9 protein-coding genes and 1 pseudogene are annotated in these 6,224 nt (G+C 45.5%); 2 read left to right on the forward strand and 8 right to left on the reverse strand.

The annotated features are described in order from the left end of the window. Positions 1 to 96 precede the first annotated feature (96 nt). Together C7B77_RS21520 and C7B77_RS30280 are read left to right on the forward strand one after the other, a co-directional pair. A complete protein-coding gene (locus C7B77_RS21520; RefSeq protein WP_146138437.1) occupies positions 97 to 441 on the forward strand; it encodes a hypothetical protein in 345 nt (114 codons plus the stop codon). A gap of 105 nt (positions 442 to 546) precedes the next feature. Next, positions 547 to 981, forward strand: a pseudogene (locus C7B77_RS30280) (alpha/beta hydrolase family protein); the annotation flags it as partial. Between the two features lie 577 nt (positions 982 to 1,558). Here C7B77_RS30280 and C7B77_RS21535 read toward each other — a convergent pair. From C7B77_RS21535 to C7B77_RS21570, 8 genes are all read right to left on the reverse strand, one after another. Next, complete coding sequence (locus tag C7B77_RS21535; RefSeq protein WP_106309670.1) at positions 1,559 to 1,972, reverse strand: hypothetical protein; 414 nt, start codon at positions 1,970 to 1,972, stop codon at positions 1,559 to 1,561. A 51-nt stretch (positions 1,973 to 2,023) separates the two neighbouring features. After that, positions 2,024 to 2,773 carry a GNAT family N-acetyltransferase gene (locus tag C7B77_RS21540; protein WP_106309673.1) on the reverse strand — a complete coding sequence of 250 codons (750 nt, stop codon included), beginning with the start codon at positions 2,771 to 2,773 and terminating at the stop codon, positions 2,024 to 2,026. Between the two features lie 162 nt (positions 2,774 to 2,935). Then, positions 2,936 to 3,163, reverse strand: a complete 228-nt coding sequence (locus C7B77_RS21545; RefSeq protein WP_106309675.1) for a hypothetical protein — start codon at positions 3,161 to 3,163, stop codon at positions 2,936 to 2,938. Between the two features lie 81 nt (positions 3,164 to 3,244). Then, positions 3,245 to 3,646, reverse strand: coding sequence for a type II toxin-antitoxin system VapC family toxin (locus C7B77_RS21550; protein WP_106309678.1), 402 nt, complete (start codon positions 3,644 to 3,646; stop codon positions 3,245 to 3,247). Between the two features lie 2 nt (positions 3,647 to 3,648). Next, positions 3,649 to 3,882, reverse strand: coding sequence for a DUF2281 domain-containing protein (locus C7B77_RS21555; protein ID WP_181243956.1), 234 nt, complete (start codon positions 3,880 to 3,882; stop codon positions 3,649 to 3,651). Between the two features lie 249 nt (positions 3,883 to 4,131). Beyond that, on the reverse strand, positions 4,132 to 4,443 hold the full coding sequence (locus tag C7B77_RS21560) for a hypothetical protein (RefSeq protein WP_106309681.1): 312 nt from the start codon (positions 4,441 to 4,443) through the stop codon (positions 4,132 to 4,134). Positions 4,444 to 4,643: 200 nt separating this feature from the next. Next, positions 4,644 to 5,570: a nucleotidyl transferase AbiEii/AbiGii toxin family protein gene (locus tag C7B77_RS21565; protein ID WP_106309684.1), complete on the reverse strand. Its 927-nt coding sequence runs from the start codon at positions 5,568 to 5,570 to the stop codon at positions 4,644 to 4,646. Continuing rightward, positions 5,567 to 6,061: a type IV toxin-antitoxin system AbiEi family antitoxin domain-containing protein gene (locus C7B77_RS21570; RefSeq protein ID WP_219892235.1), complete on the reverse strand. Its 495-nt coding sequence runs from the start codon at positions 6,059 to 6,061 to the stop codon at positions 5,567 to 5,569. Before C7B77_RS21570 ends, C7B77_RS21565 begins: the two co-directional genes overlap by 4 nt. Positions 6,062 to 6,224 lie beyond the last annotated feature (163 nt).

Below are 6,224 nucleotides of genomic sequence, written 5' to 3' on the forward strand. Positions count from 1 at the left end.
TAGCTAAAGATTCCATCCTATTTTGAATAATGTTTTTTGCTCTCGATCGCCATATCATACATCAATTCAGCAACGCCAATAATAAATGGTGCGAACATGTTAACAACAAACAATTCTATAAACCCAGCATATTTAACTATTTCAGTTATGGCAGCTATGCCTCTATCATTAACGTTGAGGCGTTTTTCAATATATAATTCGATTGACGATATTTACATGCCGTATTTATTGAATATAGTGCATTCGGTCGCAGCTCACTACCCAGGAATTTCAAGTGTTAGTGACATCCCAATTATCGAACAGCTATTGATTAGTTATTTTGGAAGCGCGGTTGTGTTTTTATACTATACACTCACATCATTACCTGTTGTGGTTTTGGTATATTTTATATTTATTGCTGGAGAATATGCGATAAAGAAAACTGTTGACGGTGAAGAATAAGTTTTATTATTTACCGCTGATTGCGCCTCTGTTAATGCTGAAAAGGTCGCTGTCCTTGTGCATCGATCGACGCTAAAATGGTAAGAGCTTCAAGAAGCACATCTTGACGACATAATTGCAGCACTATCCTATCTCAAACAGCTTCCCTACGTCGATCCGAATAGAATCGTCATCGTCGGCTACTCGGCTGGTGGAATTCAAACAGTACTTGCAACCGCGCAGCAGCTTGGGACTCGGGGTAGTATTGCATTCGCTCCAGCGGCGATGGCTTGGTCTAACGTCACTTTGTTGCGATCGCGCTTAATTAGGGCAGTTCGCTCGGCGACGGTGCCAATTATGCTAATTCAAGCCGAAAATGATTACGATTTGACTCCCACTAAAATAATGGCAGCAGAACTCGAACAGGCACATAAACCGCACGAGTTATTAATCTTTCCGGCTTTTGGGACAACACCAGCCGAGGGGCACGGTTTTGGCGTATGGGGAGAGCGAACTTGGGGGGATGAAGTATTCTCTTTCCTGAGAAGATGTTTAGAATAGGCCAACCCGCTAATTACGCGCTCGTTCGACGGTAGTTTAGTTGGAGTCTGAGGGATGCAGTTCAACGTTTGAGGTGAATTAGATGGGTCGATAGACTTTGGACGGCAAAAATCAACCCCTTGCCAAGTAAAAGCACGATCGATTTGCAAAATTTAGCACTGGCAAGGGGTAAGATTTTTGCCTCTAACCCTAGTTCGATCGGTTTTAATTTTATGTCCGAGTTATTTACAAGCTGGTTTTAGCGAAGCGGTGACTGATTGAGGCGGACACCAGCAATTTCATTCGTAGCTAGAACTTGCGTCCGCGTCAACAGTCAAAAACCAGCCGCCCCGCAGGGCAAGAGTTTAGTAGGGCTTGCTCATTAGTCCTTAATATCGCTCTAAAATCTCCCTTAAATTATCGATGATTGGGTTGATGATGGTCGGTGTTTGGCCGATCGATGGCAAGAGTCGAGCCGCGTTCTGCCCATAATCCACCCAGTTCGATCGTGGTCGTAGTTTTAGCTACGCCACCTTTTTAATTCGCGAGTGCGACAATCATCGCTACCTCCTGTATGACAAGCTGGCTGGTTAACAAGTTAACTTGTTAAGTGCATTATGTCAATTGATGAATCGACCGCCTCGGCGCGCTTCGCGATCGTGGCAACAAAATTTTTGTGAAGCTGTTTGGCTTTCTCTAGTCCCTTATCGGTCAAAAATATCTTAGACCATCTAGATTGTCTGCCGCTTTCACCTTCTATATAACCGCTGCATCTTAGTAGATCGAGAATTAAGTAGTCACCTACAGTCTCATGCACGATCCGATTTTGCTCTGCTAATCCAGGATACATCTCAATATCTTTATCAGAGTATTCATTTACACCATTGCTATAAATGAACAAGAGCGTTATTAACGCTTGCTGATTAAGAGATGTAATCTCTTCAAAACTCATTCTAGATATCCGATCTTTCAGATGTTTAAGATCTCGATCGCTATTGTTTAGTTGTGCCATTTTTCAATGTTTTAATGAAAATAGAGGTCGATCTATAGCCAAAGCACCGATTTAGAACGGTTCACACATTTCCAACTCCTGGACTAACCGATCCCATCGATCTTTTTCTGTTCTTAACTCCTCAATTCGCTCGATTTTTCCCAACTGCTCCCGCCGCCAGATTTCATGTCGGTACCATGCAGCTTTCAATTTACAGTGGAAGTATTCTGGAACGTCTTCAAATCCTAATGAGTGATGCCAAGCACGACTGAGATCGTTACAAATATGATAGCCAGATCGGAGATCTCTGACCCCATCAGCATATAAACTATCGATCGCACTGGCGACCATCTGAGTGGCGATTCCCATTCTTTGATCGGATGGCTTCACCAATAGCAAATCTAGCTCTACACCTTCTTCTCTATTTTCGACGAACAAGGCCAAACCGATGATTCGATCGCTATTTGGCTCCAGTACCATCCTAGAAACTGGATGAGGCTTGCCGCGCACTCCTTGGAAATAGTTGGTGATGTTCTTCCGAGCGTGGGTGTGGAATAAGTTCGATGACCAGTCGCAAAACTCTACCGAATCTTCAAATGCCTCCAAGAATGTTTCAATCATCTGTTCTTGCAGCGATGGATCGACAAGTACCACCCGATCGGATCTGAAAATTGCTTGGGGTAATAATTTCAGTTGAGTCCGCACGAGATATTCTCTAGGGGTCAAATGTGCTTTCCCATCGAAATATTCAGCTTTCCAGCCGAATGGATGTTCCATCAATTCAAACTCTTCGAGCGATATTGGGATGTGTTTACTTTTCATCGTTGCTATTTCCGATCTGACAAGCTGACTGGTTGACAAGTTAACTTGTCGAGCTTTGTCAATTGACAACCCACTCGAAGTAACGCATCGCCATCGATTCAGGGTTCAGCCTCACTTAAAATCCCAACCAAGAATAGATACTAGCCACACCAAAGGGGACGGCTATTTCCAACCCGTATCTTTAACAACATTGCCATTACGGTCATATACAATACTCCGCTTCTTTCCATCCTCATCAGTGACTGAGATATATTTGCCGCCTGGTGCATTAGGGTCGTCAGCAACCCCAACAGTGATACTTGCGCCACCAGAAGTTACATGACGGAATCCACGATTAGAACTGTCGCCTCTGAGGATTTCTCCGATTGATTTGGGAAGATCGTCGCTCATGTTAGTCTCCTTACGTTAAAGTAAAATATTTGCTTGCTGTTGGATGGCAATTATCACATGCTGCGAGATACTGACTCTATTCTACCAAATCGTCACGATCGCTCCTTCGGCTTGGATCTTACGGTCGCGAGTTACCAGCGGAAAGTTCAAATGCAAAGCGGTTGCCGCAATAATGCGGTCGGGCATATCGGGAACGGTATCGCGGTCGATCTCCCGAATGGCGATGGAAATTGCCAGGTCGATCGGTACTACTACCAGGCTGGGATTTGGATCGTTGAGTACTGCTAGAATCCGTTGGAGTAAATCGGTGGCGATGCGGCGTTTTTCGATTAAATAGCAAATTTCAATTAAGGAAATCGCGGAAATATACACTGGCGATCCTGCCGCGATCGATCCCTCTAGTGCATCCAGGGCTACTTGAGATAACCGCTCCGGTTCGACCAAATACCAAACGATCGCGTGTGTATCTGCCACAATCGCCATCGCTAGACGATCTCCCGTGGCAAGTTACCCCACATTTCTTGACGAGCTTCGTCAATATCTGCTGCGGTAATCTGGATTTTCAGATCGGCACCTAAACCTTTAAGGCTGCGCCGAGGGGATTTAGGTGCTGCTTTTTGATGGAGAAATTGGGCAAAGTTTAACACCTCATGCTGTTGCTGTACGGGCAAGCTGCGGATACTTCCCAAGATTTGTTGCTCAAGAGTGATGGCTTCCATTGCTTAGATTGCTCTAATTTATCTCCAATTATGACAGACATTCCAGTTCTCGCCGTATAGATCGAGGGGGCGATCGCCGGAATCAAGACAATTCGCACACTCTGTATCGATGGCGAGATTCAATCCTTAGTGCGACAATCATCGCTACCTCCTGTATAACAAGCTGGCTGGTTAACAAGTTAACTTGTCCGTGTGCATTCTGTCAATTGGCGACATACTCAAAGTAATGTTTTGGGTATGTCGCCATTACTAGATTGATTCCAGTATCAACATCCACATAGGCGGAACGCCCTCCTTGTAGTCACCTCGGAAATAGCCACAGATGGGTGACTCAACAGGCTTACCAATCACCCTCCATACTTGACCTGTAGCTCCCAATTTTAGCGTTTTGAAGTCTGGCTCATGCTCCATAGAAAAATCTACATAGGCATCACAGCCATTGAATTTTGTGGGATAGCATCGGAGGAGATTTGGTTTGAAAATCGCTGTAAGATTAGATGGATATTGCACCTCGATTTCAGTGTAGTAGTCTTTTTCTAAGAGATGATGACCTTGAAGCATATTAACTTTCTTAGCAATTGAACATTCTTAAATGTATCGTTATTTCTAATTCACACTCCGTGCAGCTTTAATATCCGAATACCTGATTCCTGAAAGAGAATCAAGTAGGTTTCAATGCCTTCTACATGACAAGTTAGCTGGTTGACAAGCTAACTTGTTAAGTGCATTCTGTCAATTAGTAGTCGGCTTGAGATTCTGCCCTATTTAGAATGCCAACCAAGACCTGACGACCGCAAGCGATCGAATTCAACTCCTGCACCGATAGCAATTGTCGGTGGCATCAAAAAATCATGGAGAATCAACCCGATCTGGTTCAAAACTAAGCCCTCGCCTGTCAGCTTTCCTTTTCGCACAAAAGCTACCCATTGCCGTTGTTTGGTTTCATCATCGGCAAACTCACTCGTCAAAGCTAGTGGGGTATCGATCGGGATCGGAGTGTGCCGACGCTCGAATGTAGCAGCAATGGCTCGACCGAGCAGATTCCCCTCAAAGGTAAAGTGCTGGGATAAATACCATAGATCGTAAAAGTCCTTCATCCGTGTATTCCCGATTCCCAGCAGCACCATCGCCTCAAACTTTTCAGCGATAACAGTCTCGCGGTTGTAAGCGTACAACTGAGGAGCGGGTAAATCCGCCAGGAGCGCGGGCACACTCATCAGTTGCGCTGCGGGAGTGACGATATCGCCAAACCCCACATCGATCTGTAAATTAATCCGCGTCAGGGTACCTGCGATGAATGCGGTGAGCCGTATCCTCACGCCTGGATATTCCCGATCTGCTTTGATTAATTCACCTTTTACTGTCGCCCGATCGAATTCCAATCCATCTGGAACCACCTCCACCTGACAAACCGCTCGAAATATGGCTTCTATCTCTGTAATTGAATTATCGCCCCGACATAACAGATCCACATATTTAGTCGTGCGGTGGGGCGTATCGCTCCAGAGGATAAATAACATCGCCCCTTTGAGGATAAATCGCTCTCTCTGGGCGGATCGTTCTAATCGGTACAACAATCGTTCGATCCCATAGCGAGTTAGAACCAGGTTGAAGTCCTCTTTTTGAGCGATTGCGAGGTTTAACAATCGCTGGCGGACTGAAGCTGCTAGATTTCGCGGTTGATTCATGACAGACATTCCAGGTAAGGACGCATCACTTTACTCATCCGACAAATTTTGGAGTATTCCCACAATTCATCCATCGAGCAACGGCGAGATTCCCAGCTTTCCCGTAGAGCTTCCAAAGTCACATCTAGCCCGATCTTATGGCGATATTTAAAACAATCGACGATCGTTTTAGCTGGATTGAAGATCTGTACCGGAGTCCCCTCGATCGCGTGAGTTTCAATCCCCACCGTCAAAGCCAATCCCGACATATACACCGGACGCAGCGATAGTACATCCAAATTAGGGCGACGCGCATGAACGTCGATCGCTACCCAGACTTCAAAGGGTGCCTGAGTCCCAATGCCATGAAACTGAAGGGCGGAGAGCAGACAAATTACCCCATGCTCCACCCGCTGACTAGCAACGGCAAGACTATGATGTTCGGTGATTTCGGCATCAATATAGGTATACATCCCGCGCCCAGATTTGAGCAGTACGCCCCGATCTACCAAGCGACGCAGATCTTCTGGATGAATGCCACCCGCGATTCGGCAGAGCCGACGCTACGCGAACGCATCGCGAGTCCGAATCGTACTTTGGGGTTTTTTGCATAAACCCTCCAAAAGGGGGAATAAGCATATTTATATACCAAAGCTAGCAATCGTTCGGAGAAAA

The sequence above is a fragment of the Chamaesiphon polymorphus CCALA 037 genome, assembly GCF_003003845.1.
GTDB classification, from domain to species: Bacteria; Cyanobacteriota; Cyanobacteriia; order Cyanobacteriales; family Chamaesiphonaceae; genus Chamaesiphon; species Chamaesiphon polymorphus.

What these genes read in the sequence shown, in the direction of transcription:
- C7B77_RS21520 (WP_146138437.1), top strand. Translation starts at nt 97, where the DNA reads ATGTTAACAACAAACAATTCTATAAACCCAGCATATTTAACTATTTCA.
- C7B77_RS21535 (WP_106309670.1), bottom strand. Translation starts at nt 1,972, where the DNA reads ATGGCACAACTAAACAATAGCGATCGAGATCTTAAACATCTGAAAGAT.
- C7B77_RS21540 (WP_106309673.1), bottom strand. Translation starts at nt 2,773, where the DNA reads ATGAAAAGTAAACACATCCCAATATCGCTCGAAGAGTTTGAATTGATG.
- C7B77_RS21545 (WP_106309675.1), bottom strand. Translation starts at nt 3,163, where the DNA reads ATGAGCGACGATCTTCCCAAATCAATCGGAGAAATCCTCAGAGGCGAC.
- C7B77_RS21550 (WP_106309678.1), bottom strand. Translation starts at nt 3,646, where the DNA reads ATGGCGATTGTGGCAGATACACACGCGATCGTTTGGTATTTGGTCGAA.
- C7B77_RS21555 (WP_181243956.1), bottom strand. Translation starts at nt 3,882, where the DNA reads ATGGAAGCCATCACTCTTGAGCAACAAATCTTGGGAAGTATCCGCAGC.
- C7B77_RS21560 (WP_106309681.1), bottom strand. Translation starts at nt 4,443, where the DNA reads ATGCTTCAAGGTCATCATCTCTTAGAAAAAGACTACTACACTGAAATC.
- C7B77_RS21565 (WP_106309684.1), bottom strand. Translation starts at nt 5,570, where the DNA reads ATGAATCAACCGCGAAATCTAGCAGCTTCAGTCCGCCAGCGATTGTTA.